The sequence below is a fragment of the Kluyvera genomosp. 2 genome (assembly GCF_036759865.1).
Lineage (GTDB): Bacteria > Pseudomonadota > Gammaproteobacteria > Enterobacterales > Enterobacteriaceae > Kluyvera > Kluyvera ascorbata_B.
This window is the reverse complement of sequence record NZ_JAPKIA010000016.1, coordinates 124,583-150,513: the sequence shown is the minus strand read 5'-3', so window position 1 is coordinate 150,513 and position 25,931 is coordinate 124,583. Positions and strand designations below refer to the sequence as shown.

At 58.3% G+C, this 25,931-nt stretch carries 13 protein-coding genes; 6 read left to right on the top strand and 7 right to left on the bottom strand.

Annotated features, from left to right (window positions below):
- The coding region (locus V6942_RS17815) for a hemagglutinin repeat-containing protein (RefSeq protein WP_333501587.1) at positions 1–8,479 on the bottom strand (8,479 nt) is incomplete at its 3' end.
- A 12-nt stretch (positions 8,480–8,491) separates the two neighbouring features.
- Positions 8,492–10,150, bottom strand: a complete 1,659-nt coding sequence (locus tag V6942_RS17810) for a ShlB/FhaC/HecB family hemolysin secretion/activation protein (RefSeq protein WP_333501586.1) — start codon at positions 10,148–10,150, stop codon at positions 8,492–8,494.
- A gap of 354 nt (positions 10,151–10,504) precedes the next feature.
- Between V6942_RS17810 and V6942_RS17805 the strand changes: the two genes are divergently transcribed.
- Positions 10,505–11,737, top strand: a complete 1,233-nt coding sequence (locus V6942_RS17805; protein ID WP_182930453.1) for an MFS transporter — start codon at positions 10,505–10,507, stop codon at positions 11,735–11,737.
- On the opposite strand, the gene V6942_RS17800 is transcribed toward V6942_RS17805, so the two are convergent.
- The 4 genes from V6942_RS17800 to fdnG all read right to left on the bottom strand — a co-directional run bounded on the left by V6942_RS17800 (position 11,697) and on the right by fdnG (position 17,120).
- A complete protein-coding gene (locus tag V6942_RS17800) occupies positions 11,697–12,356 on the bottom strand; it encodes a helix-turn-helix domain-containing protein (protein ID WP_106930244.1) in 660 nt (219 codons plus the stop codon). The two genes, V6942_RS17805 and V6942_RS17800, sit on opposite strands and share 41 nt — an antisense overlap.
- A 162-nt stretch (positions 12,357–12,518) precedes the next feature.
- Positions 12,519–13,175 (bottom strand): formate dehydrogenase-N subunit gamma, encoded by a 657-nt coding sequence (fdnI, locus tag V6942_RS17795; protein ID WP_106930247.1) that lies wholly within the window; start codon positions 13,173–13,175, stop codon positions 12,519–12,521.
- The gene (fdxH, locus tag V6942_RS17790; protein ID WP_106930250.1) at positions 13,168–14,055 is read right to left on the bottom strand and encodes a formate dehydrogenase subunit beta; all 888 of its coding nucleotides are present in this window, start codon (positions 14,053–14,055) and stop codon (positions 13,168–13,170) included. The genes fdnI and fdxH overlap by 8 nt, the downstream gene beginning before the upstream one ends.
- An 11-nt stretch (positions 14,056–14,066) precedes the next feature.
- On the bottom strand, positions 14,067–17,120 hold the full coding sequence (fdnG, locus tag V6942_RS17785) for a formate dehydrogenase-N subunit alpha (RefSeq protein ID WP_106930253.1): 3,054 nt from the start codon (positions 17,118–17,120) through the stop codon (positions 14,067–14,069).
- Positions 17,121–17,469: 349 nt separating this feature from the next.
- On the opposite strand from fdnG, the gene V6942_RS17780 reads away from it, so the two are divergent.
- From V6942_RS17780 to V6942_RS17760, 5 genes are all read left to right on the top strand, one after another.
- A complete protein-coding gene (locus tag V6942_RS17780; protein ID WP_333501585.1) occupies positions 17,470–18,972 on the top strand; it encodes a hypothetical protein in 1,503 nt (500 codons plus the stop codon).
- A gap of 140 nt (positions 18,973–19,112) precedes the next feature.
- On the top strand, positions 19,113–20,189 hold the full coding sequence (locus V6942_RS17775) for a LacI family DNA-binding transcriptional regulator (RefSeq protein WP_106930258.1): 1,077 nt from the start codon (positions 19,113–19,115) through the stop codon (positions 20,187–20,189).
- A 145-nt stretch (positions 20,190–20,334) separates the two neighbouring features.
- Positions 20,335–23,406, top strand: a complete 3,072-nt coding sequence (locus tag V6942_RS17770; RefSeq protein ID WP_333501584.1) for a beta-galactosidase — start codon at positions 20,335–20,337, stop codon at positions 23,404–23,406.
- Between the two features lie 140 nt (positions 23,407–23,546).
- The gene (locus V6942_RS17765) at positions 23,547–24,287 is read left to right on the top strand and encodes an AzlC family ABC transporter permease (protein ID WP_182930448.1); all 741 of its coding nucleotides are present in this window, start codon (positions 23,547–23,549) and stop codon (positions 24,285–24,287) included.
- 1 nt (position 24,288) lies between these two features.
- Entirely contained in the window at positions 24,289–24,609 is a 321-nt protein-coding gene (locus tag V6942_RS17760) for an AzlD domain-containing protein (RefSeq protein ID WP_106930267.1), read from the top strand.
- A gap of 22 nt (positions 24,610–24,631) precedes the next feature.
- Here the strand turns inward: V6942_RS17760 and V6942_RS17755 are convergent, their stop codons facing one another.
- The gene (locus tag V6942_RS17755) at positions 24,632–25,828 is read right to left on the bottom strand and encodes an MFS transporter (protein WP_333501583.1); all 1,197 of its coding nucleotides are present in this window, start codon (positions 25,826–25,828) and stop codon (positions 24,632–24,634) included.
- Positions 25,829–25,931 lie beyond the last annotated feature (103 nt).

The window sequence follows — 25,931 nt, the reverse complement described above, 5'->3', positions numbered from 1 at the left end:
CAATATCCGCGGCCTGATTGCCAATGTCGCTAATAAGTCCGATTGCCTTCAGGCGGTTCTGCTCTTTCTCCTTGTCGAAAATCGGGCTGATGCTGTCATTGGCATGCTCCGTATCACGGCTCAGGTTCGCCACATCCTGCTGCTGATTTTCCGTATTGCGGATGGTAATGGTACCGTTAGCCACCGCAGCCTGAGTCGTACCTTCAGCATGTCCGCTGCTCCCCGCAGCAGAAATCATCCCACCCGGCATATTGCCTTTGAACTGGTCGCCACCAAAGTCGCCGGCACCGCTCAGGCTGATACCCGAGTGCTGCGTTTTGAAATCCGCTTCATTATAGATATCGCTGAAACCAAGCGTTCCGGTATCGAGGCTGTTTTTATCTGCGCTGGCCGTTGAGGCGATAACCGCGCCGTCCAGTTGGGTATGGTTGCCGACGGTGATATCAAAACCGCCCTGGCCGGCATACAGACCTGTCTGCTCGGCGACGGAGTCGAATCGGCTCTTCATTTTGTCCTGACTGGCGCCGATATAGCCTGAGCCGGTCATCGTACCGAAAGTGAAGCTCCCGCCTGCGGCAACGCTGCTTTGCTTACTGTCGTACTGGTTGCTGTTCTGCTGGCTGCTCAGCAGCAGGTCGCGGCCGATATCGGCGATGAGGGTATTACCGCTGACCTGGGCTCCATTGAGTACCATGTCGCGTCCACTGGTAAGCGTAACGGTTTTCCCGCTGTCGATAGTGGTCTCGGTCCAGTCGGTACCGTTGCCTTTGTCTTTGCCGCTGGCGGCATTGACGTTGGCAAATACGCTGATACCAGCCCCTTTACCTGCACCAATACTGACCCCAACGCCGCCGCCACTGCTGCTGTTTTTCCCGCTGGACTGCTGGGTATTGGCCGCACCGCTCAACAGGATGTCGTTTTGTGCGCTCAGGAGCGTGTCGCCACCGGCTTTAAGCTGGCTGCCGGCAATCACGATATTGCCGCTGTTGTCACCCTTGTTTTTACCCGTGGCAATCACCGACAGGTTATTCCCGGCATTCAGCGTGCTGCCGGAAACGTCATCGCTTTCGGTATGCTGCTGCGATTTTGATTTCTGGGTCGTCAGCGACAGACTTACACCCATCGCGTTCGGGTCGCCGGTGGCGGAAGCGACGGCAGCGGCCTGCCCTGCCTGTACGCCAGAAAGTGCCGTTTTGGTGGCCTGCAGGGCTTTCAGACGACTATCGCTGGTCTCTTTCGTTTCCTGCGCATTGGAGACCGCGTTATTAATGGCGCTGCCCACCGTACCGGAGAGCGCCAGGGTCAGCCCGCTTTTCTTCTGCTCAAAGGTTTCATCGCGGGTGCGTTTGTCGTGCCCCGGTTCGATGATGACGCTGTTGCCGCTAAGGCTTAAATCCTGCCCGGCGATAAGCTCAGCGCCACCGACGTGAAGCTGGTTTCCGGCGGAAATCGCCACGCTACCGCCCGTCGAGCCTACGGTACTGAAGCTCTGACTCTGGGTGGTTCCTTTTTCACGCAAGTCATGGGTTGATTTGCTGCTGCCGATGGTCAGGCCGATGCCACCGGTGCCCATCAGACCGCTTTTCTTCGTCTCTTTAAACCGCCAGGAGGTGTCTGTGTTGGTGGCCGCAACGATATCAACGTTGTTACCTGCCCCCAGCGCCACGGCGTTATCACCCACCACGGAAGAGCCTTTCACCTGCAGATTGTTACCCGCCTGAACGGTAACGTTATCACCAGAAAGCAGCGTGCCCGCCTCACGGGTCGCACGGTCTTCTTCAATAGTATGAGTCGTCTTCTTGCTGAGGAAACCTTTTTTGGTTTTGGTCTGCTCGAAGTAGTGATAATCGCTTTCCGTTGCCGTGGTCAGGTTAACATCACGACCGGCGGCAACGCCAATATCACCCTGCGCGGTCACCTGCGCGGCTTCGCTGTTTACGTCACGACCGGCGATAATCGTGGTGTTGCCACCGCTGGCAATCTCCGTGCCCTGCTGGCGAACGGACTCGTCAATGACGGTTTTCTTTCTCTCACGCGTACTGCTGCCATTGACAATGGCTTCCGCCAGCAGATTCACGTCACGCCCGGCCTGAATACCGACATCCCCTTCCGCCGCAATGCCTGCCGCCTGGCTGGTCACGTCCCGCCCGGCGACCAGCGTCACGTTGTCGCCCGCTGAAATCGTGGTTCTGTCTGCGCTGCTCTGATGGCTTTCGCTGCTGCCCATGCGGCTGGTCTGCCCGTTGCCCGCCGCGTTCAGGTTCAGGTCGTTGCCTGCCACCAGTTGCGCGGTTTGGCCTGCGTCGATGGCGCTCGCGGTGACATTCAGGTCATGGCCTGCCTGCATCACCGCGTTACCGCCCGCGATGATGCTGCTGCCCTGGTTCGATGTGGAAGTCGAACGGTTGTCTTGTTTACCCAGTAAGCCTGACTGGCTGCTGCTGTCGGCAATCTGGTTAGCGGCGATGTTGATGTTATTGCCTGCACCCATTGCGAGGTCGCCGCCTGCGGTTACGTTCGCTCCGGTGATATTGATGTCATTTGCCGCCGCCATGTACAGACCATCGCTGGCGGTAATGCTAGCGGTTTGCCCGACATCGGTGCCGCTGACGCTAACATTACCGTGACGGCTGTCGCCGCCTACGCTCCACTGTTCGGTGCGAGTGACGTTATTGATGCTGCCGCCGGTGCTTTCCAGCTGTACGGTTTTACCGGAAATCGCTGAGCTAATGTTGTTGATGTCACCCAGAGCGCTCAGCTCCAGCCCACCGCCCGCGCTGATAAGCCCGGCATTGAGGTTACTGATGCTGTTACGACTGTCGATGGACAAACCATTTTGGGCAATCAGCGAACTGCCGCCGTTGGTGACGTTGCCGCTCGCCAGTTGCACATTATTACCGCTAATCACGCTGCCATTTTGTACGCTGACATCTTTCGGGGAGAGATAGACCTTCGGCACCATCACAATCTGCCCGTTGATGGTGGTGCTTTCCCACCACAGGATGCTGTGGTCGAGCGTCGCAATCTGTTCGGCTGTAAGCGCAACGCCAAACGTCAGGCCAAGCGAGGTTTGCGCTGCGGCCGCGCTGTCCATCAGGTAGCGCATTTGATCAAGATCGGAACCGAGGCCGTTGATATAGCGGCTACCGGTCTGGTTCAGTACGTAGTTACTGACATAGCGGGTATCAAACACAGCGTCGCCGAGGAAACGGTAGTCGTTGTCAGGATCAAGACCCAGACGATCCAGCATATAGGACGAGCCGAGGAACTGGCTGACGTCGGTATACTGGCTACCTGTCTCGCGTGGGGCTGCGCCAGGGGTCATGCCCAGCAGCTTATACAAATCACCAAACAGCGACGGATCGAGCTGACCGAGGCCATCGAGTTTTGGGTTAACGGTGATCAGATACGGGCTGTCCGGATCGGTCGCGGTGACGAAGTAGCCGTTGTCACCGGAAGGAAGCGGCCATGCACTGGTATCCACAGCATCCAGCGTTTGTCCTCCACTCATGTTCAGAAGTGCACCGGAAATCTGATCGCGCCATTCCAGTGAGTCAATCGGGAGCGTCGCGGTATCGGCCAGTGTCTGACCCTGTTCTGGAGTGCCAACAGTCTGTTGGCTCAATGCATTCAGAGCCGGTGCAACAATTGTGTTGCTGACACGATCGCCCTGAGCAGTAATATTTTCATTGCTGACAAAATCAGTAAAGTTAGTCGTTGCGCCAGCCCCGGCCTGGATCACTGCCCGGAAAAGCTCACCATTGATACTCTCAGTCACGTTACCTTTCAGCACATACGGTACCGTATTTTCATAAGTAGTATTGCGGTGCGTAGGTGAGTAGCCTGGAGTAAGGCCACTTCCTCCGGTGATGACGCGTTCATACTGGTACACAGCATACTCAGTATACGTTCCACTCTGATAACTCTGGTTAGTCAGTGTATTCCCGGTCAGTATGAGGTTTTGATCCGCCAGTATTGCACTGGCCTGATTGTTAAGCTGTTGTGCAACAATCGTCATATCACGCCCTGAAGCGATACGCGCGCTCCCGCCTTGGGCACTCACCTGGTTTTCAGTCTGATTTAATGCGAACTGTCTCGTCGCGTACCCGGCTATTGGGGCATAGTAGTAACGTGTATCTTCATAGGCAAAACAGTATGCCCCGCCACAGGAGCCCTCATACGAATACGAACTGGTTTTCTTCTGGGTTACCGTATCCGCGCCGAGTACCGCCACTGGAATATTAGCAGTGGCTTGTCCAAGCCACGGGTATGTGGTTGTCAGATTCGTTGTCTGGATGGTTGATGTCAACCCGGTGCGTTCGTTAAGCAAATGTCCGGTTTTAATGGTGATATCGCCGTGAATAGTCTCAATATTCCCGGAGCTATTCACCACCTCGGCATTCGCCGTACCGCTGGCATCTCTCTGCATCACCAGGTTATTGCCCACCAGCATATCCCCCCGCAGGTTCTGAATACTGTTGGCAAACAACGACAGATTGTTACCCGCGTACAGCAGCGCGGTATTGATAAGTGAACCCGTTGCCGCCAGCACCATATTGCCCGCCGTACCGGTGAACCCGTCGAGCGTAATATTGCCGCGGCTGGTCAGGTTAACGTCGCCACCCGCCTGCAGGCTGCCGCTGCTATTCATCGCAATCTGACTGCCGCTCAATACCGTGGTGCCCGTACCTGCCGTCAGCTGTCCGCTGTTGGTCAGTCTGCCCACGGCGTTCAGCGTGATACCGTCGCCCTGCAAGGTGCCGGCATTGGTCATATCGCCCTGGCTACTGACTGCAAGCTGTTTATTCGAAGCGATAACGCCCTGCGCGGTGAAGCTGTTTGTGAGCTTCAGCGTCAGGTTGCCGAGCGCCACCAACTGGCCAGCGCCGCTGAGCGACACCATTTCAGCGAGCATATCCCCGCCGCTGAACACCTTCCCGCCCGCGTTATTAAGGCTGTTCCCCTTAAGCGTCAGCCCCTGGTTGCCCAGCAGCGTACCGCTGTTGGTGACGGTCTGCATGCTCACGTTCAACTGTGCGGCCTGGAAGGTGCCGCCGTTGCTCAGGCTGTTACCGGTCAGCGTTGCCTGGTTTGCCGCCATCACGGTGCCGTTACTGGCAAGCTTCGCCACGTTCAGTATAAGGTTAGTGGCCTGTAGCCAGCCGCTGCCGCTGTAGTCCGGCGTGGTAAACGTCAGGTCACCGCCGGAGAGAATGTTGCCGCCGTTGCGGGCCTGCGTTACCGCACTGAGCGTGGTCTGACCGTTGCCCTGAATCGTGCCGTCGTTGGTCAGTTCAGGCGCAGTGAGGTTTAATGCATTCTGGCTGAGCAGCACGCCGCCCGCCTGGTTGGTCAGGGCATTCAACAGCGTGAGCGTCAGGCCGCTGTCGCCCTGCACGCGTCCGCTGTTGGTCAGCGAACTGGCGCTGATTTGGCTTTCCGCGCCCTGAACCTGCCCGCTGTTGCTGACATCACCCGCATTGACGGTAAGCGCACCACCGGCCAGCATTTTGCCCTGCTGCTGCAGGGTGCCGCTGAGCATCACGTTCAGGCCGTTAACGCCGCTGATTTCGCCGTCATTGCTGAGCGAGTCACCGTTCACCGCCAGGGTACTGGCGCTGATCAGCCCCTGGTTGCTCAGCGCTTTACCCGCCAGACGTGCCTCGCCCAGCGCGGTGATTTTGCTGCCGGTAGCGGCGTTCAGGTCGCCGCTCAGGGTCAGGGCTAAATCCAGCGCGCTCTGAATCGCCCCACTGTTGGTCAGGCCGCTGCCGTCTAAGGCTATAGTTTGTCCCTGAAGCCGGCCGCTGTTGTTGACCTCTCCCGCGCTCAGCGTCAGTGATTTCTGGCTGAGCAGGTCTCCGCGGTTATTCAGTGCGCCCGAGCTGTTCAGCGTCAGTCCATGCAGGCCCGTCATCGTTCCGCTGTTGTCGATGCGGTTATGACCAAGTGAAAGCGTGTCGCTCTGAAGCGTGCCGTCGCTGGAGAATACGTCTCCGGCAAGCGACATGTCACCTGCCGCCAGAATGCTGCCGTGGTTAGTCAGCGCAGGCGCAGTCAGACCGAAATGGCCCTGGCTCATCAGATCGCCGTCGTTAATCAGTGACTCACCCAGCGTGGCGTTGAGACGACCGGTTGCCAGCGCCGAGCCGCGGTTCACCCAGCTCTCCGCCTGAACATTGAGGTTTTGCCCCTGCACAGTCCCCGCGGTATCCAGTGTGTTACCGTTGAGGGCGAGATCGCCCGCCGTCAGCCAGCGCCCGCTGCCGCCCTGTGAGAGCGTGTCCCCGGTCAGCGTCAGCGCTCCGGTCCCCTGCAACAGGCCATCTCCGCTCAGCGTCGTCGCGTTGACGTCCAGCGTCTCAGCGATGATTTTGCCGGGATAACGGAGTGAACCAGAGCGTAACGTCAGAGCGCTGTCGCTGGTAATCAGCCCACCGTTGCGAATGTCCGGAATAACCAGCGTCAGATTGGCCGCGCTGTAGAGGGTACCGTTCTGCTGGTTGTCCAGCGTCTGCGCGTCAATCAGGAGGGCGTTATCTCCCTGCATCAGACCGCTGTTGGTCAGCCGCTGCGACTGGGTGTTCAGGCTGGAAGCCACGAGCACACCGCTATTGCTCAGCGCCGGTGCGCTAAGGCTCAGCGCTGCCGCGCTGCTTTTGCCGGTGTGGGTCAGCTGTTCGCGGGCGTTGGCCGTCATGGCGTTTTGTGCGGCCTGCGTACCCGCCAGCGTCACTTCCCGGGCGCTGAGACTGAGATTATTGCCGCTCTGCAGCTGTGCGCCCGCCGCCGTAGTGAGCCGGTCGCTCTGAAGCTGGAGATCGCCGTCTGCGCTGATCTCCCCGTCCAGCGTCGTCGTCGTGGCGCTGAGCGTCATGGCCGCATGGCTGTGAGTGAGCGAGTTTTCACCGGAGCTCAGGGTCTGCGCATTCACCGTCAGCCCGTTGCCACCGGACAGCACACCGTTTTGCGTCACAGCCTGCGCGTTCAGCACCAGCGCATCATCGCTGACCACTGAGCCTGTATTGATCAGCGTGCCGAGGGTGGTGATATCCGCGTAGCCCTTCGCGCCGATACTGCCGCTTTGAGTAAAATCCTGAGCATTGACCGTCAGACCGCCGCCGCTCAGCAGGGAGCCAGCGTTACGGAGGGCTGAGCTGTCCACCGTCAGGGCAGCGCCCTGTACGGAGCCGTTGTTATTCAGCGTGTCGGCGCTCAGCTGCGCCCGGTTATGCGCCAGCAGACTGCCGTCCTGCGTCAGGGTGTTGCTGCTTACCGTCAGGTTTTGCCCGGCGGTCATTTGCCCCTGCGTTTTCAGCGTATCGTGAGCATTTACCGCAATATCACGGGCAGCGTTAATCTCGCTGGCGGCATCCTGGCTGATGTTTTTCGCCGTCAGCGTCGCTCCCCCTCCGACGGTCAGCTTTTCGTTCACATGCGAAATCGTGCCGCTGGCATTCAGTACCAGCTCGCCATCGCTGGCCAGGGTGCCGTTGCTCAGGGCAATGTCGCCCTGGCTGCTCAGTGAAAGATTACCGTTGGCTTTGTGCGCGCCCGTCAGCGCAAGTTCTTCACCTTTTGCCGATAACGTCCCGCTGGCAAGGCTGTTGTGAACGGTGAGTTTGCCGTTGGCGTCCAGGGTGATGTCGCCCTGGCGGGCATTCAGATCGCCGAGGTTCACCCCAACCCCTTTCTCGCTGGACACCAGGTGAATGCGGTTGGCGTACATTCCGCCCAGCGCGCCGGTATCCACCGCCACCGTAGGCGCCGGGCCTTCACCCTGCTGCGCCTGCAAGCTGCCATCACTGCCAACGCGGTTGGCCCCGGCAATGACCTTTAAATCCTTAGCATGAATGGCGGCGTTCACTTCGGTTGCACGGGAAATGATCGACAACGCATCGCTGCCGCTGGCGTCAATCCCCTGGCCCTCAATGGTGATACTGCCTTTTTTCACGTCCAGCGCCTGTAAATTGCCGCTGGCGTCAAAAACAGGTTTCCCGGTCGTCAGGGTGGCCTGTGGCGTGTTGATAAACCCGCAACCGTTACAGGTAATGCCGTACGGGTTGGCGACCATCACGTTTGCCGCCTTGCCCGCCACTTCCGTATAGCCCTGCAGCTGTGAACGGTTGCCGCCGATCACTTCGTTAATGATGCCTTTCGCTTCCTTGCCCGCTTTCAGGTTGGCGTTGCCGTTAATCAATCCGCCGAGCTGTGTTTGAGCAAGTTTGTCCGCGGCGTTATTGAGGATCAGCCCCTCTTTGCCCACGTTGTAATCCGTAAACTGGTTGTGTGAAATCCCGGCCTCGTTCGGCGTGGCAATATTGACTATCGGCACACCGTTCGCTGCATTATCCGTGGCGGTATTACCCGTTGGCGTCAGCGTGGCGGCAACGGCTGGCAGCAACGGCTGCGTGGCGAGCAGGCCGCTCACCAGGTAGCTGAGCAGACGGTAGGTGAAGCGAACGGGAGGCTGATTCATGACGGTAATCCCTTAAAACGCGACGGCAACGCGGTAGTAAATACTGACGTGATCCGGCTCAAGCCAGTGCGGATAATCAAGTGGCAGCCCAACGGTGAACGAGGTCGATACCCAGCGGTTAGCGGTACTCAGCCCTGCGGCAGTGCCCCAGAGCGTGCCTGCGGCATAGGAATCAAGCCTGTTGGAATGCAGCCAGCCACCGTCGACGGCGGCTAATGCGCTGACCTGGCCGATGACCGGCAGCGTGAACAGCGTGTAGCTGAGTTCGTTTCGCCAGTACGCGCCATTGTCACCGGAAATGCTTTGCTCTTTGAACCCGCGCACCGAACTTTCGCCACCGAGGGTCATGCGCTCGCTGCCATACAGGCGATCCGGCGACCACTGCCCATAGACGCTTGCCAGCCACCACAGGTTGTCGGCCACCGGGCGCTGAAAGCTGGCGTTCAGGCTCCATTTGCGGAACTGCGCTTTCGGTAAGTCACCGTTTTTACTGCCGTCGCGTTCGGCATCCAGCCACGGCATGCCGCGACTGAAGGTCGGGTTAAACGTCCCGACGCCCCCCCACATTTTCTGAGTGTGATTCAGGCCGAACAGCAGGCTGGTGAGTTTACGACTGCTGCTTTGCAGCAGGATATCGTCGAGGTAGTTATGGTTGATACGATGGCTTAATCCGAGGGAGACGCCCGTTTTGATATCCCCGTTGCGGAACAGCACCCGCGACAAATTCACGCGGTGTGTTTCGGTATCGCCACTCGAACGCCATAAGTAGCCGTTATGCTCGATGGTACTGAGGTAATTGTTCCAGCTGTAGCTGTAATCCAGCAGGCTGTAGCCATAAGGTACGCTGACGCCCGCTGCAAAATTTTGTGCATCTTTTGCGTTCGAAAACGCGCTGCTACGGCCGCCGTAAATAAACCATCTATCGGCAAGGCCCAACAGGTTATTGCCATTCAGCCCGGCGTTAATTTGCCCGGCGCCCGTACTTTTCTGGCCGCTGTTGTCAACGCTGACGGAGCCCGACAGCGGGAATTCAGGGGCCGCCGTCAAATGCACTATCGACCATCCCTGCTTATCGCCCGGCAGTATTTCAATCTGAACCGGCGTGGTACGGGCGCGGTTAATTTGCTCCATACCTTGTTCAATATCACGCAGGTTAAGGATCTTGCCTTCGAGCCCTGGAAACGTCATGTTCAGCTCGCGCCCGGACGCACCGTCCATGCGGATTTTCTCCAGCCGGCCTTCCAGAATCGCCAGATGCAGCTCACCCGAGCGTAAATCCTGCTCGGTCAGAAAAGCGCGGCTGGTGATATATCCCTGGCTGATATACCAGTCAGAAACCTGATTGGTGAGTTGATTGATGCGGGCGATATCCAGGCACTGATTCAGCCAGGGGGAGAGTAATTTCTGCTGCCTGCGGGCATCCATCAACGTGGCGCCATCAAGGACGATGCGATTGACGGTAAAACACGGCCCGGATGACGATACAGGTTGTTCAGGCTGAGAGGAGCGAAGTGGCACTGCGCGCTCCAGTGATTCGCGCTGCTGCTGGTTCTGAAGGAGCAACTGCTGTTGCTGCTGTTCGATGCTGTTACGATCGGCAGGTGACAGCGGGGCTGCCCAAATGGGTTGACTAACTGCCAGTATGATCCCTGCCTGATATAACGCTTTCATCCCTTATCCTGTATATCGTTGTTATTATCGAAACAAATATGTTTAGTAATATTTATTTGCAATTTTGATTACTTTACAAGCGGAATAGAAATCTTTAAACAGCAACACTATGAATATGGGTAACTTTTTGCCTTTTACGTGACGTGAGTCTCGTTGATAAATTCACCGGGATCGCGTTTTTCAACGTCGCCAGAGGTGGACGAAGGCTTCAGCAGTCTGCACTGCGTCATCCGCGGCCAAAAGTCTCACAACCCTACCTCACGTATTGAATTTACGTGATATTCTAGCGACCGCTTTTTCGCATAACCGACCAAGCGAATCAGTTCGTTCGCCAACCCACAGCCTAGTGCCACAATGAATACGTATAATAAAAAAGTTCATGCTTACCGCTTTCCCGCCTTCCGCCGCCTTTTCACTGCCCGTTTGCTCACCGTTCTGGGTAACAGCATTGCGCCCATCGCGCTGGCGTTTGCCGTCCTCGATATGGGCGGTACCGTCTCGGAACTGGGGATTGTGGTGGCCTCGAGGTCTATCTTTAACGTTGTCTTTCTGCTGCTGGGCGGCGTGCTGGCTGACCGCTATTCGCGCAGTCGCGTGCTGGTTTACTCCTCGCTGACCGCCGCCGTGTCGCAGGCCATCGTGGCGTGGTCAGTGCTGGACGGCTCGGCGTCGGTGCTAAGCCTGGCGCTGCTCGGCGCGCTGAACGGCGCGGCGGCGGGTATCGCATTGCCCGCTTCATCCGCGCTGATCCCCCAGACGGTACCGGCACAAAACTTACGCGAGGCAAACGGTTTAATTCAGTTGGGTATCTACGGCGGTACGGTGATCGGAGCCTCGCTGGGCGGGATTCTGGCCAGCGCGATTGGCCCTGGATGGGGGCTGGCCGTTGATGCGCTGGGCTTTGCCGCTTCTGCGCCGCTCTATTTTTTGATTCGCGCCAGCGCGATTAAAACGAGCGAGGCGCAAAGCCATATTCTGCAGGACTTAAAAGAGGGCTGGAAAGAGTTCGCCAGCCGCCCGTGGGTGTGGGCTATCGTGGTTCAGTTTACGATAATCAATGCGGCATTCAGCGGGGTGGTGATGGTGCTTGGACCGGCCATCGCTGACGCCTCGTTTGGGCGCACCCGCTGGGGGATTATCATTGCCGCCCAGAGCGTCGGCCTGATTGCGGGGACCAGCCTCGCCCTGCGCTGGCGCCCGCGTCGCGATCTGTTTATTGGCATGATACTGGTCGGGCTTTGTGCCGTACCCATTATGCTGCTCAGCCAGCAGGCCTCCGCATCGTGGCTGACCGGCGCCTTCTTCATCACCGGCGTGGCCTTCGGCCTGTTCGGCGTATCCTGGGCGCATTCGCTGCAAACGCATATCCCGGCGGAAAAACTCGCCCGAGTTTATGCCTACGACGCCGTCGGCTCCTTCGTGGCCATTCCGTTTGGTGAACTGGTTGCCGGGCCGCTGGCCATGCAGTATGGCAGCAGCCGGGTGCTGATGGTCGCCGCCGTTGCGGTGGTTGTCGCCACCGCAGCCGCCAGCCTGGTACCGGCTATCAGGCGGCTTGAGAACGCCGTGCGGGTGCAGCCACGCTAAGCTGATAAAACGGCACCCGCCGGGTGGTGGTGGTCAGCGTGTCGAACACGTCCGTTTCGCCGGTGGTAATGCGCATGCCGGTTTTGCGCAACCGCTGAATATCGGCAGCCATACGCTGGATCCCGAACCAGAACAGGCCGTCCAGCGCGGTCACGGTCAGCCCCTGCTCCAGCGCCAGGCGCAGACGCTCGCGCGGCTGTTTTATTTGCTGGGCGATTTCGCGATACGGCAGCTCACCGTGCCCCTGGGCATCGCTGCGGCGAATGCGGGTAGAGAGATGATACTGAAACGTATCCGGCACGTCGTTCAGCGCGCTTTTCAGGCTGTATACGCAGCCGAAACGCTTGCCGTTAAACACCGCGCTTTTCTGGCTCAGCGGCAGCGCCTCGCGTACGCTGGCAATCAGTTGGGGGGCGCGAATCAGTAACAGGCGGAAAGGCAGCTCGAAGCTGGTGACATAATCGACGTTCAGCAGCGCAATACGCAGGCGCTCTTCGGCCCCCGCGCCGGTGGTACGGCATTCCTCCATCACATCAGCCCACTGCTGCGTCAGGCGCGCACTCTCGCTGGCTTCCGTAAAGCGGTATTTCTCAATCTGGTAGTCAATGCGCCCGCTCACCGTCGATACCCTTCTGGTTATGTGATTCAACATTGCTCACTTTACCAGCGCGGCACGATCATCGGAAGCCCGTTCGGGGAGAATGATCAATCATTTCAATCGCCAGGCGGCGCGAAGACACACGTCGCGCCCCGGAAAGCAGGCGCGACGGTTCAGACAGGCCTAACGGGATTCAGCATCCTGCTGCGCGGCGTTTTCCGCGTCTTCAATCTGGCGATACCAGCGCGGATGGTGTTTGCGCGCCCAGCGGCGGCTCACCTTCCCTTCGATCATCCCTTTAATCGATCCTTTCACCCAGAACGCCATATACATATGGATGAGGATCGCATGGATCAGAATAATCGCCGCCGTCGCGTGGATCAGCAGACTATAGCGCACAACCGGAATCGGGAAGTACGCGGCAAGATACGGCCGCCAGATAATCAGACCGGTCGTCAGCAGCACAAAAATCATGCTCATAATGGTCCAGAACATCATTTTCTGCCCGGCGTTGTACTTGCCGACGTAGGCAACCTTGTGTTCGTTACCTTTGAGGACTTCAACAATCCCTTTGACCCACGGAATATCCTGCTTATCCGGGATGTTGTGATGGACGAAGCGCACAAACATAAACATCAGCGCCACAAAGATCGCCACGCCGAAGAAGGGGTGCAAAATACGCCCCATCTGCGGTGTCCCGAAGGTTTCCGTCAGCCATTGCAGGGTCGGGAAAAACAACGCAATGCCTGAAAGCGACACCAGGAAAAAGCAGATCACCACGGTCCAGTGACAGGCACGATCGATAAATTTCGTACGCAGGATCATTTTGCTCTTATTCATGAGAGTCCTCCTCTTCGTCGTCATCGCTCTCTTTGTTCGGCCCTATGCCCACGTAGTGGTAGATAAGCCCGGCAAAGGTGGCGATAAACCCGGCGGCGGAAAGCGGCTTCAGAATGCCTTTCCACAGATTGACCGAGGTATCAATTTTCGGCTCCGTGGGCAGGTTGTGGTACAGCCCAGGCTGGTCGGCGTGATGCAGCACGTACATCACGTGCGTTCCACCAACGCCCTGAGGGTTGTACAGCCCGGCGTTGGCATAACCGCGCGATTTCAGCTCTTCAATGCGCGCGTCGGCCAGCGTCAACATTTCCGCCTTGGTGCCAAAGTGAATCGCACCGGTCGGGCAGGTTTTCACGCAGGCCGGCTCCTGGCCGACGCTGATGCGATCGACGCACAGCGTGCATTTATAGACGCGATTATCTTCCGGGTTAAGGCGCGGAATATTGAACGGGCAGCCGGCAATACAGTAGCCGCAGCCGATACAGTGTTCTGACTGAAAATCGACGATCCCGTTGGCATACTGAATAATCGCGCCCGCCGATGGGCAGGCCTTCAGACAGCCGGGATCCGCGCAGTGCATACAGCCGTCTTTACGAATCAGCCACTCCAGCCGTCCGTTAACGGCGGTTTCGCTAAAACGCATCACCGTCCATGACTTGGCGCTCAGATCGGTAGGGTTATCGTACACCCCGACGCATTCTCCCACGCTATCGCGAATGTCGTTCCACTCGGCGCAGGCCACCTGGCACCCTTTGCAACCGATGCAGGTGGTGACGTCAATGAGCTTCGCCACCTCCTGTTTATAGTTGCGCGCCTGCGGCGGCGGCGTCATACCGTTGGTCGCCGAACGTTTGATAATATCCTGTGATTCCATAGACATAATTCGCCTCCTTACGCCTTCTCAACGTTAACTAAAAACGCCTTAAATTCCGGCGTCTGTGAGTTGGCGTCGCCGACCGACGGCGTCAGCGTATTGGCCAGGAACCCTTTGCGGGTCGTCCCCTCAAAGCCCCAGTGGCAGGGAATACCGATGGTCGGTACCGCTTTCCCGGCAACGGTCAGGGTTTGCAGGCGCGCGGTCACCACCGCTTTGGCTTTGATAAAGCCGCGCTGCGAAGAGACTTTGACCCAATCACCGGCCTTAATGCCCTTTTCCTGCGCCAGCTGTTCGCCAATCTCAACGAACTGCTGCGGCTGCGCGATGGCGTTCAAACGCGCGTGTTTGGTCCAGTGGCGGAACAATTCGGTGATGGAATACGTGGTGCCAACGTACGGAAACGCCTGCGCGTTACCGAGCGTTTTTTTATCGCTTTCAAACAGACGCACCACCGGGCTATGCACCACATTCGGATGCAGCGGATTGGTACCAATCGGCGTTTCCATCGGCTCGTAGTGCTCCGGGAACGGTCCGTCTGCCAGCTTGTTGAGTGCAAACAGGTGCCCCATGCCATCCGGCAGCATAATGAATGGCCCGACCTTTTCTTCCGGCGCCGACGTCGGCGGGAAGTCCGGGACGTCCAGCCCCTGCCATTTTTTACCGTTCCACTGCATCAGCGGACGTTTTGCATCCCACGGTTTACCCTGCGCGTCGGCGGAGGCACGGTTATAGAGAATGCGACGATTGAGCGGCCAGGCCCATGACCAGTTGTTCACCGCACCGAGCCCCGATGGATCGGCGTTATCGCGGTTCGCCATCTGGTTGCCCTGCTCCGTCCAGCTCCCGGCGTAGATCCAGCACAGGCTGCTGGTCGAGCCGTCATCACGCAGATGGGCAAAGGTACTCAACTGCTGCCCGGCTTTCGCCAGCAGGTTGCCCTCTTTATCGTAGATATCTTTCAGCGCGCGACCGTTGCTTTCGCGGGCGATCTCTTCCGGCAGCGGATCGTGCGGATTAGCATAACGCCAGTCAATGGCCATCAGCGGCTCCGGCGCCACGCCGCCCTCTTCGCGATACAGCTCGCGCAGGCGCAGGAACAGATGCGCGAGAATTTTGCTATCGTGCAGCGCTTCGCCCGGCGGATTGGCGGCCGTGTAGTGCCATTGAAGCCAGCGTGATGAGTTAGCCACCGAGCCATTTTCTTCGGCAAAGCAGGCGGTCGGCAGACGGAACACTTCGGTCTGGATTTTACTGCTATCCACGTCGTTCATTTCGTCGTGGTTCTGCCAGAAGCTGGCGGTCTCGGTGGCAAGCGGGTCCATGACCACCATAAATTTCAACTTCGAGAATGCCTCGACGGCTTTGTTTTTATTCGGGAAAGATGCCAGCGCGTTGAAACCCTGTACCAGCAGCCCGTTAAACTGGCCGCCGACCATCATGTCGACCTGGCTGAGCACGTCGTACTTTTTATCCCACTTCGGCAGGTAGTCGTAGCCCCACTGGTTTTCCGCCGTGGCGGCATCACCGTAAAAACCCTTCAGCAGGCTGACCATAAATGCCGGAGTGTTCTGCCAGAAGTTAACCTGGCCAGGCAGCGTCGTTTTCGGCGTAGCCTGCGCCAGCAACGCATCAAGGGTGGTCTGTTTTTCACTCGGCAGCGGCAAGTAGCCCGGCAGCGAGCCATCCAGCAGGCCAAGATCGGTGTAGCCCTGAACGTTTGAGTGGCCGCGCAGCGCGTTAATCCCGCCGCCCATCATGCCGATATTGCCCAACAGCAGTTGCACAATCGCCGCGGTGCGGATGATCTGCGCGCCGTTGGTGTGATGCGTCCAGCCCAGCGCGTAGAGAATTGACGCCGTTTTATTGACGGCTGCGGTTTCGGCCAGCGTCTGCGCCACGCGCAGAAATTCTTCGCGCGGCGTGCCGCAGACGGTTTCCACCATTTCCGGGGTGTAGCGGCTGACGTGCGCTTTGAGCAAATTAAACACGCAGCGCGGATGGCTTAGCGTATCATCACGCTGTACCTGACCGTCGGCGTCGAGCGCATAGGCCCAGCTGCTGCGATCGTACTGGCGGGTCGCTTCGTCATAACCGCTGAACAAACCATCATCAAAACGGTAGTCCTCGCGGACAATCAGGCTGGCGTTGGTGAATTCACGCACGTACTGATGCTGAATTTTATCGTGGCTTAACAGATAATTGACGATGCCGGACAGGAAAGCCACGTCGCTGCCTGGGCGCAGCGGCGCATACAGGTCGGCGACGGCCGCCGAGCGGTTAAAGCGCGGGTCAACCACCATCAGCTTCGCGCCGCGGCTTTTCTTCGCCTCAATGACCCACTTGAACCCCACCGGGTGCGCTTCTGCGGCGTTGCCGCCCATAATCAGAATCACATCGGCGTTGCGAATATCAATCCAGTTGTTGGTCATCGCACCGCGACCAAAGCTCGGCGCCAACGCGGAGACAGTCGGGCCATGGCACAGACGCGCCTGGTTCTCAACCGCCACCATGCCCAGGCCGCGCGCAAATTTATTGTCGATAATCCCGGTTTCGTTACTGGCCGCTGAGGAACACAGCATACTGGTTGTCGCCCAGCGGTTTACCGTCACGCCCGCCGCGTTTTTGACGACAAAGTTGGCGTCACGATCGTCTTTGAGTAAACGCGCGATGCGCGTAAACGCGTCGTCCCAGCTTATCCGCTGCCATTTATCGCTGCCCGGTGCACGGTACTCCGGGTAGAGCAGCCGGTTGTCGCTGTTGATAAAATCGACCACGCCAGCGCCTTTGGGGCACAGCGAACCGCGGCTGACCGGATGATCCGCATCGCCTTCAACGTGGTAGATACTTTCGCTCACATTTTTAGCGTTATCGCCGAGGCTATACATAAGCATGCCGCAGCCAACGGAGCAGTAGGTACAGTTGTTACGCGTCTCTTTTGCTTTTAAGAGTTTGTATTGACGGGTTTCCGCCTGAACGGAAAATGAGGATAGAAAACCAAGAGAGGCGACAGTTGTCCCTGCCAGACCGCCCGCACACATTCGGAAGAATTGCCTCCGATTAAGCTCCATATAACCTCCAGCTTAAACTTAAGACTAGAAAAGGGGGCTCATTATCGGCCTATCTCGGCAAGATAACCACCAATCTATTGTGGTTATCTGTCAACTACCTACTAGCGGTTAGGCGCCACACGGTTTTCCCGATAAGCGAACGCCTGTTAAAAACAGCGTAAATCTGGGTTAAAACATAATATTTTCAATTCAATTAGCGCCTGAGCAGAAGGATCTCACGTTTTTCCAGGGCTTGCCCTATCGCTGTTCCTCATCACGTACAATCCGCGCAATACATCAGACACTCACCTGACGTTATTCGAATACGATGCGTCAAATAGCGTTTCTTAGAAAGCTTAAAGGACATAATATGCTGGCAGGTGCCCCTTTCTCTGTTCTCGTGACCATTATTATCACCGGTATTCTACTCGCGCCGATCATGCTTTTTGCGACCTCCTGTCTCTATTTCCTTTGCCGACACTACAAGGGCAGCGCGCTCTATATTCTGAAAACCCTCGCAATAGGTCTATTGACCCTACCGGTCGCCCTGCTCATTTTAATGCTTGCCGTCGGTTACTTATTCCTGACTATCTACTTCAACGCTAAACAATGGTCCAAACGGCTTTATCGCCGCGTAACGCCAGCGCGCGCTGATAAAATCCCTGACGGCACAATCAGCGATGAGGACATCGGCGCCAGCACGATTATCATCCATCTCGTACACGGCACCTTCGAAACGGAAGCATCATGGACAAAGCCGGGATCCGCCATGAGACAGGCTATCGCAGACAAACTTCCGACGGCCAAATTCATGCGCTTTTGCTGGAGCGGCGCGAATACGCCGAAGGCCAGAACCCTGGCCGCGAAGGAGCTCGCGGCGAAAATTGAACGTTCTCCCAGCCAGCATCATTATATTATTGCTCACAGCCACGGCGGCAATATCGTTCGCGAAATGTCGCATACTTACCCGAATATCGCGGGTAAAGTCCGCGGCGCGTGTTTACTTTCCACCCCGTTCCTGTACAGAAAAACATTATCGCGCTCGGCAGGGAAACTACTGAGTACCAACGTCTTTGGCTTCACCTTTGCCGTCATGCTGCCAATCGCCGTCATCGCAGAAATAATAGGCATTACCGATTATATTTTTCTTGCGTTAGCGGTGCCGTTGGCTGCACTACTTGAAATAGGGCTGACCACTCGTTGCAGAAAGTCATATGCAAATGAGGCGGAAAGTGAAGCGGAAAATGACTCCGTGAATTATCGCCGGGTCGCTATATTTCACGCCATCGGCGATGAGGCCGATTCTGCATTAAGATTTGCCAGTTTTGCACACGAATCCTGCTTTGGCGTGCTAGCCCAATTAAACGCCGCCTCCAGGGAGGCGCATAAAAATCGCCATACGCCTTTTATTCTCAGCTACCTGATTTTCATTTTACTCAGCCTCTATAATGCTGCGGTTGGCCAGTTTGACTGGCTTGCCGTCTTTCTCATTGGCGCAATCAGCGTGGGGCTCACGCACCTCTATACGGTCATCAAGAAAAAGCAGGAGATGGCTAACATCCTTATAACGGCCGCACTGCCCATCAACATTTTTTCATTCTGGCTCGCGGCGGCCAAAGCGTTGGCCTACGGGGATTGGCGATTGATATTTTGCCCGGAAATGTTTGTCTCTTCCTCGGAAACACCGACGGGATCGCACGTAATAGAAAAACTGGCGCCCGCCAGCGACGCGGAGATGGTGCATTCCACGCATTCACATCCCGAAGCCGTATTAAATGTTGCGCATTGGCTGGCGGATTGCGTTACCCCTGTCCGCTGTCAGCATGAGATTGACTGCGATCGGTGTGGCGAAACGCTGCGTCATTCACGGTAATTGATCCGGGCACGGCGGGGTTCAGCGCAGAGTCGCCGCCGCGCCACCGTGCGCCTTTTAACAACAAATGCTATGATATCCCAACGTTTTTCGCAGCCCGACCGCCATGTTCAACATGCAAAACGACAAGGAATCCCGGCATGAAACCGAAGTCTGTCACGCTTTATGATGTCGCCGAGCGCGCCAACGTCTCTTATCAGACGGTCTCACGGGTCATCAATCAGGCCGCTCATGTCTCAGAGAGAACGCGGCTCAAGGTGGAAGCGGCGATGGATGCGCTGAACTATATTCCGAACCGGATGGCGCAGCAGCTGGCGGGCAAGCTGAGCCATACGCTGGGCTTTGCCACCAGCAACCTCGCGCTGCATGCGCCGTCGCAGATTGTCGCCGCCGCTAAATCGCGCGCCGGGGAACGGCAGTTTAACGTCGTGATTTCCATGACCGAACAGTCAGGAGCGGAAGCCAGCAAGGCCGCTGTCAGTCAACTGCTGTCACAGCGCGTTGATGGCATCCTGATCAATATTCCCATGGAAGACGATCGGGCACAGGAGATCGTGCGTCTGTGCGGCGCAATACCGGTGCTGTTTCTGGATATCTCGCCGTCCACCGACATGCATCACATCGTTTTCGACCCGCAGATGGGGGCGCGTCTTGGCGTTGAGCACCTGGTCGCATTAGGGCATCAGCATATTGCCCTGCTCACCGGCCCACTCAGCTCGGTATCAGCACGTCTTCGTTTTGAGGGCTGGCAGGCGTGTCTTGCCGCACACCAGCTTGCCCCAGCGGCGATCGTGCACGGTGACTGGAGCTCGCTGTCGGGTTATCAGCACGTGACCCGATTGCTTCACGACGGAATTGTCCCCAGCGCCATACTGGTCGGTAACGATCAGATGGCGCTAGGCGCGCTGCGGGCGCTGCATGAGTTCGGTCTGCCGGTACCGGGCGCCGTCTCGGTGGTGGGCTATGACGATACGGAGGATAGCGCCTGCTTTACGCCGCCGCTCACCACCATCAAGCAGGATTTTAAAACGTTGGGCAATATCGCCGTTGAGCGTTTGCTGGCGTTGATCGAAGGCCAGGACGCCGTCTCTGAACTGCTGCCGGTTAGCCTTATCGAACGGAAAACCACCGCGGCGCCGCAGACTGAGTCCCCCTCAGCGCAGCAGCTTGCTGACGCGTTATCCCGCCTCGCCCGCCAGGTCGCACGACTGAAATAGCCCGCTGCGCCATGGCGGAGCGCCGTGGCGAATATTTGTGAGTTTTATCACCCTCTCTCGCGCTCGGGCTGTACAAGTGCGGGCGCGCCTCGCATAGTAATCCTGATTGTGAGCGAATCACAAAAACACTCAAGGATACTGCAAAATGCGCCAACAACCTCTCTCGTTAGCCGCCATCCTCGCCCGCCGCGACTGGGAAAACCCCGCCGTCACCCAGCTTAACGCGCTGGCCGCCCATCCACCGTTTGCCAGCTGGCGCAGCGCCGATGCGGCGCTGCACGATACCGCCTCGACGTCACAGCAAAGTCTGAACGGGCGCTGGCAATTCAGCTATTTTACGCGGCCAGAGTCGGTACCCGAGAGTTGGACTGAGTGCGACCTGCCTGAATCTGATGAGATTGTGGTTCCCTCCAACTGGCAAATGGCAGGCTACGACGCGCCGATTTACACCAACGTGACCTACCCGATCCCGGTCAATCCGCCCTTCGTGCCACAGGATAACCCCACCGGATGTTACTCGCTCACATTTCACGTCAATCCTGATTGGCTGAACAGCGGTCAAACGCGGGTCATTTTTGATGGCGTCAATTCCGCCTTCCATCTGTGGTGTAACGGCCAGTGGGTGGGCTATGCGCAGGACAGCCGACTGCCGTCTGAGTTTGACTTGAGCCGCCTGCTGGTTGCCGGTGAAAACCGCCTGGCGGTGATGGTGCTGCGCTGGAGCGATGGCAGCTATCTGGAAGACCAGGATATGTGGCGCATGAGCGGCATTTTCCGTGACGTCACGCTGCTGCATAAGCCGGATATGCGCCTGTGCGACGTCCAGCTGCTTCCCCATCTTAACGCCGATTTCAACCGCGCCACGCTGGAGGCGCAGGTCGTCGTCGAAGGCGATATCACCGACGATACGCGCATTGCCGTTCAGCTCTGGCAGGAAGGCCGCCTGGTGGCCGAATGCGAACAGGCGCTGGGGAGCGAGATTATTGACGAGCGCGGGTGCTACAACGATCGCACCACGCTGCGCCTGACGGTAGACAACCCGGCGTTGTGGAGTGCGGAAGTGCCGACGCTGTACCGGACCGTGGTCCTGCTCAAGCGCGGCATAACGCTGGTGGAAGCAGAGGCCTATGATACCGGCTTCAGAAAGGTTGAAATCAGCAACGGTCTGCTCAAGGTTAACGGCCAGCCGCTGCTGATTCGCGGCGTTAACCGTCACGAACATCATCCGGATAACGGCCAGGTTATGGATATGGAAACCATGCGCCGCGATATCCTGCTGATGAAGCAAAATAACTTTAACGCCGTGCGCTGCTCCCACTACCCTAACCACCCGCAGTGGTATCGTTTGTGCGATATCTACGGGCTGTACGTGGTGGATGAGGCCAACATTGAAACGCACGGTATGGTGCCAATGAACCGGCTGACCGACGATCCGCGCTGGTTGCCGGCCATGAGCGAACGCGTCACGCGAATGGTACAGCGCGATCGCAATCACCCCTCGATTATCATCTGGTCGCTGGGCAACGAATCCGGGCACGGCGCCAACCACGACGCGCTCTATCGCTGGATAAAATTCAACGACCCTAGCCGCCCGGTGCAGTACGAAGGCGGCGGCGCCAACAGCGCGGCGACCGATATTATCTGCCCGATGTACGCTCGCGTTGACCAGGATCAGCCCTTCCCGCAGGTGCCGAAATGGTCGATTAAAAAATGGATCGGTATGCCGGATGAAACCCGGCCGCTCATCCTTTGCGAATACGCTCATGCGATGGGCAACAGCCTCGGCGGTTTCCATAAATACTGGCAAGCTTTCCGCCAGTATCCACGCCTGCAGGGCGGGTTTATCTGGGATTGGGTCGATCAGTCGCTCAACAAGCGCGATGCCAATGGCCAGTGCTTCTCAGCCTACGGCGGCGATTTTGGCGATACGCCAAACGACCGCCAGTTTTGCATGAACGGCCTCGTGTTTGCCGATCGTACGCCACATCCGGCGCTGTACGAGGCGCGTCATGCGCAGCAGTTCTTCCAGTTCCAGTGGCTTGCTGATAACCAACTGACGATCGCCAGCGAGTATCTGTTCCGCGCGACCGATAATGAACGGCTGTTCTGGGCACTAAAACAGGAGGGCGAAACCCTGGCTAGCGGCAGCGTCGCGCTGAATATTGCACCGCGTGGCCAGCAGACAATCACGCTGGCGCTGCCGGAAATCAGCCGCAGCGGCCCGCTCTGGCTGAACGTCGAGGTGCGCCAGACTGCCGCAACGCCATGGAGCGACGCGGGCCACGTTTGCGCCCATGCGCAGTGGCAGCTGCCGGGCCAACTGGAATACACGCCAGCCGCTGAACGCGGTAGCGTGCCGGTGCTGGCGCAAAGCGACAGCCACTACACCATCACGCATGGCGCTCAGCGTTGGCACTTCGATCGCACCAGCGGTTTGCTGAGCCAGTGGGTCTGCGACGGTGAAAATGTGCTGTTATCGCCCTTACAGGATCAGTTCACCCGCGCGCCGCTGGACAACGATATTGGCGTCAGCGAAGTCACGCGTATCGATCCCAACGCCTGGGTCGAACGCTGGAAAGCAGCTGGTCACTACGACATGACCTGCCGCCTGGCCCGGCTCCACGCCGATACGCTGGCGCGAGGCGTATTACTGCAGTCAGAGCATCACTGGCTGGCCCACGGCAGGCTGCTGTTTATCAGCCGCAAAAGCTATCTCATCGATGACCAGGGTGAGCTCCAGATAAACGTCGAGGTTGACGTGTCTCGCAGCACGCCTCCGCCCGCGCGGATTGGCCTGACCTGCCAGCTCACGGAGATCGCAGCAGAAGTGAGCTGGCAGGGGCTGGGCCCGCACGAGAACTACCCTGACCGCTGCGCCAGCGCGCGCTACGATCTCTGGCAGCTTCCGCTGGCGGCGATGTATACCCCGTACGTTTTCCCCAGCGAAAACGGCCTGCGCTGCGGCACCACGCGTCTGACGTACGGTGCGAACAGTTGGCGCGGCGATTTCCAGTTTAACCTCAGCCGTTACGGCCAGGCGCAGCTGCGGGAGACCTCGCATCGCCACCTGCTGGTCGAAGAGGCCGGAAGCTGGCTGAACATCGACGGTTTCCATATGGGCGTCGGCGGCGATGACTCCTGGAGTCCAAGCGTGTCGGAGGAGTATTTGCTCCAGCGGCCGCACTATCAGTACAGCCTGCGCTGGGCCCGGCGCTAAACCACACCGCGGCGGCCCGTTGTGCCGCCGCATTTCCCCTCGCCAACGTCGATTTTCCGCGTGCGCCCGCTTCCGTCATATGATAATCGTATGTGTACGAACACATATAATTATCGCGCTTTATATCACGGGAATCATTAATGCTGATGAAAACAGCGGCGTCGTCCAATCACGAGGCCAGAGTACAGTTTCGCGCCGGGGTAGTGGCCTGCTTCCCTACCATTCCCGGCTACTGGAGTATTGGCTTTGCCGCTGGCGCCATCGGCACGCTGGCGGGCTTTACCACCCTGCAAACGGCGCTGCTGGCCAGTCTGCTGTACGCAGGTTCGGCGCAGTTTCTGTTCTATTCCCTGTGGGCCGCTGGCGCGGAGGTCGCCTCGGTGGTGGTCAGCGTCCTGCTGGTCAACTTACGCTATCTGCTGATGAGCTCGGCCATGAGCGTCTTCTTTCGCGAACACAGCACGCTGCAAAAAGTGGCCAGCGGCCTGCTGTTGACCGATGAAACCTTCGGCGTCGCCGTTCAGTACGGCGGCACGCACGGCAAAGTGCCGTTTGCATGGATGCTGGGGATTAACGTGGCCGCCTGGCTGAACTGGATCCTCGCCTGCATCGTCGGTGCCGGGCTTGCCTCGGCGCTGCCGCCTGCGCTGATGGAAGGGCTGAGCTTCAGTCTTGTGTCGATGTTTATCGGGCTGGTGCTCATGCTCTGGTTCGCTAGCCGCCGTCGGGGGCTGGAAACCGCCGCCATTGCGATTTCAGTGCTGATTACGCTGATGCTGTCAGGCCACGTCGATACCAGCGTGGTGGTGATCGTCGCGGCCTCGGTTTCCGCAACCCTCGCAACGCTGGGGCTACGCCTGTTCAGCAAAGGGGAGCACTAAGATGCAGCGTTCAATTCTGTTTGCCATTATCGCCTCCGCCGTGGTTACCGCACTCATGCGCACCGTCCCCATTCTGCTGCTCTCGCGATTCCGCATGCCGCCCGCGCTACAGCAGTGGCTCAGCTTTATCCCCGCCGCCATTATGTCGGCGATTATTGCCGCCGAGCTGGTGGGTAAACCCGCGTTAACCGCTGGCGGTATCAGTATCTCACTGCTGGCCGCAGCGGCGGCAACGCTGGTTGGTATCCTCAGCCGTAGCCTGTTCGCCACGGTCATTGCGGGCATGGTGGCCTTTACCGGGCTGAGCTATCTGCTCGCCTGATAGCCCCCAAACGGTGGCCGGTCTACTCGGCCACCGCGCCTTTCCCCCGCACGCCAGCCAACACGACCATCATCGCCGCCACCAGCAGTACGCCGCTGGCGGTGAAAACGCCGCTCGCGCCGTTCAGATCGAACACCAGCCCGCCGCCTGCCGCACCGGCGCTGATGGCCAACTGGATGGAGGCGACCAGCAGGCCCCCAGCGCTTTCCGCTTCATCCGGAACGGTGGTGGCAAGCCAGGTCGACCAGCCCACCGGGACCAGGCCAAACGCAAACCCCCACAGCGTCACCAGCAGGCCATCCAGCAGCGCCAGATGCCCGAAGGCCACCATCAGCAGCGCCAGCACCCCCATTGCAAACGGCACCAGCGCAAGCGTCAGGCGCAGGTTACGCGCCAGCAGGTGCCCGGCAATCGAGGTGCCAATCACGTTCGCCACGCCAAAACCGAGCAAGATCAGCGAAATGGTTTCTACGCTCACCCGGCCAACCGTTTCGAGGAACGGGCGCAGATAGGTGAAGAAAGCAAAATGGCCGCTGAAAATAAAGATGGTCGCCAGCAGCCCGCCGATCATCCCCGGTCGGCGCAGCACGGTAAACAGCGTGCCGAGGCTACCGCCGCTTTCCGGGCGCATGGACGGCAACACCCACAGCTGCCACAGCAGCGCCAGCACGCCGGGCACTACGCTGAGGATAAAGACATTACGCCAGCCAATCAGACTGCCGAGGTAGCTGCCGAGCGGAGCCGCTACGACGGTGGCAATCGACACGCCGGCGAAGATAATCGACAGCGCTTTCGGCACGTCGCTGGACGGGACCAGACGCAGGGTTGTGGCGGTCGACATCGCCCAGAAGCCGCCTATCGCTACCCCCAGCAGCAGCCGTCCGGCCAGCAGCACGTGCAGCGAAGGGGCAAACGCCACCAGCAGACTGGAGATAATTTGTAGCAACGTGAAGAACATCAGTACCCAGCGGCGATCGATACTTTTTGTGGCACTGGTAATCAGCAGCCCGGTCACCAGCGCGACCAGCGCGGTAGCGGTCACCGTTTGCCCGGCAATGCCTTCACTTACGCCGAGGCCCGCCGCCATTGGCGTGAGCAGGCTCGCCGGTAAAAACTCCGCGGTAATCAAACCAAATACCCCCAGGGCGAGTGACCACACGGCACGCCAGGCAGGTTTTGCGGGGGCCAGGGTCCCGCTTTCTGCGACGCACGAATTCATCGGTTAATCTCCCGTTATAAAAATGTGATGGCTGTCGCAAAGCATAGAAAGTTCCGCCGGGACGATCTATGATGGATAATCTTCATTTTTTGATAATTCGTCC

Excerpts from the sequence above, each read along its gene's own strand:
- V6942_RS17780 (WP_333501585.1), top strand. The coding sequence starts at position 17,470 with ATGCTGGCAGGTGCCCCTTTCTCTGTTCTCGTGACCATTATTATCACC.
- V6942_RS17775 (WP_106930258.1), top strand. The coding sequence starts at position 19,113 with ATGAAACCGAAGTCTGTCACGCTTTATGATGTCGCCGAGCGCGCCAAC.
- fdnG (WP_106930253.1), bottom strand. The coding sequence starts at position 17,120 with ATGGAGCTTAATCGGAGGCAATTCTTCCGAATGTGTGCGGGCGGTCTG.
- V6942_RS17760 (WP_106930267.1), top strand. The coding sequence starts at position 24,289 with ATGCAGCGTTCAATTCTGTTTGCCATTATCGCCTCCGCCGTGGTTACC.
- V6942_RS17770 (WP_333501584.1), top strand. The coding sequence starts at position 20,335 with ATGCGCCAACAACCTCTCTCGTTAGCCGCCATCCTCGCCCGCCGCGAC.
- V6942_RS17810 (WP_333501586.1), bottom strand. The coding sequence starts at position 10,150 with ATGAAAGCGTTATATCAGGCAGGGATCATACTGGCAGTTAGTCAACCC.
- V6942_RS17765 (WP_182930448.1), top strand. The coding sequence starts at position 23,547 with ATGCTGATGAAAACAGCGGCGTCGTCCAATCACGAGGCCAGAGTACAG.
- fdxH (WP_106930250.1), bottom strand. The coding sequence starts at position 14,055 with ATGTCTATGGAATCACAGGATATTATCAAACGTTCGGCGACCAACGGT.
- V6942_RS17805 (WP_182930453.1), top strand. The coding sequence starts at position 10,505 with ATGAATACGTATAATAAAAAAGTTCATGCTTACCGCTTTCCCGCCTTC.
- V6942_RS17755 (WP_333501583.1), bottom strand. The coding sequence starts at position 25,828 with ATGAATTCGTGCGTCGCAGAAAGCGGGACCCTGGCCCCCGCAAAACCT.
- fdnI (WP_106930247.1), bottom strand. The coding sequence starts at position 13,175 with ATGAATAAGAGCAAAATGATCCTGCGTACGAAATTTATCGATCGTGCC.